Raw genomic sequence first — 1,006 nt, 5'->3', positions numbered from 1 at the left:
CGCGAGCATCAACGACCCCGCCGTGACGCCGAAGCTGCTGGAGCTGGGCTTCGAGGTGGTGCTCAACACGCCCGAGCAGTTCGCGGCCTTCCAGGCGTCGGAATACGCGCGCTGGCAGAAACTGATCACGAGCCGGAACATCAAAGCGGATTGACTTGGCCCACCCCCGCCGCGCTGCGCGCGACCCCCTCAAGGGGGCGGCGCTGGCGGCCCGGCAAAGCCGGTTCCGCGGCGCCCTGGGCGTTGGCTCCCCCTCTTTCGCAACGTTGTCATGAACACATCTGCTCCGTCCGCACCGCGCGGTATCCGCATGCACCCGGCCGACAACGTGGCCATCGTGGTCAACGACGGCGGCCTCAAACCCGGCGCCGCGCTGGCCGGCGGGCCGGAGCTGGTGGAGGCTGTTCCCCAGGGTCACAAGGTGGCGCTGGTGGACCTGCCCGCGGGCAGCGCCGTGCGGCGCTACAACGTGGTCATCGGCCACACGGCGGTAGACATTCCGGCAGGCGGCTGGGTCAACGAGCAGCGGCTGGTGATGCCAGCGGCGCGTTCGCTCGAAGGCCTGCCGGCGTCCAATCCGCCGGCCGAGCTGCCCCCGCTGGAAGGCCACAGCTTCCAGGGCTACCGCAACACCGACGGCAGCGTGGGCACCCGCAACCTGCTGGCCATCACCACCACCGTGCAGTGCGTGGCCGGCGTGCTCGACTTCGCGGTCGAACGCATCCGAACCGAGTTGCTGCCGCTGTACCCGAACGTGGACGGCGTGGTCGGTCTGGAGCACACCTACGGCTGCGGCGTGGCGATCGACGCGCCCGACGCGGTCATCCCCATCCGCACGCTGCGCAACATCTCGAGCAACCCCAACTTCGGTGGCGAGGTCATGGTGCTCAGCCTGGGCTGCGAGAAGCTGCAGCCCGAGCGCCTGCTGCCACCTGGCACGATCCAGATCGTGGACGAGCGCAGCGTGGCCGATGTGGGCATGACGGCGGAGGCGCCGCTCGATGTG

The 1,006-nt window shown here is 69.8% G+C and carries 2 protein-coding genes; both read left to right on the top strand.

The genetic code is table 11. The features are described 5' to 3' along the window. A partial coding sequence (locus Q7W29_09060) for a tripartite tricarboxylate transporter substrate-binding protein (protein MDO9171966.1) occupies window positions 1–154 on the top strand: 154 nt, incomplete at its 5' end. 117 nt (window positions 155–271) lie between these two features. Next, window positions 272–1,006 (top strand): UxaA family hydrolase (locus tag Q7W29_09055; GenBank protein ID MDO9171965.1); only part of this gene is annotated, 735 nt, incomplete at its 3' end.

The organism is bacterium (genome assembly GCA_030654305.1).
Lineage (GTDB): Bacteria > Krumholzibacteriota > Krumholzibacteriia > LZORAL124-64-63 > LZORAL124-64-63 > PNOJ01.
This window is presented reverse-complemented; position numbering and strand designations above follow the sequence as displayed.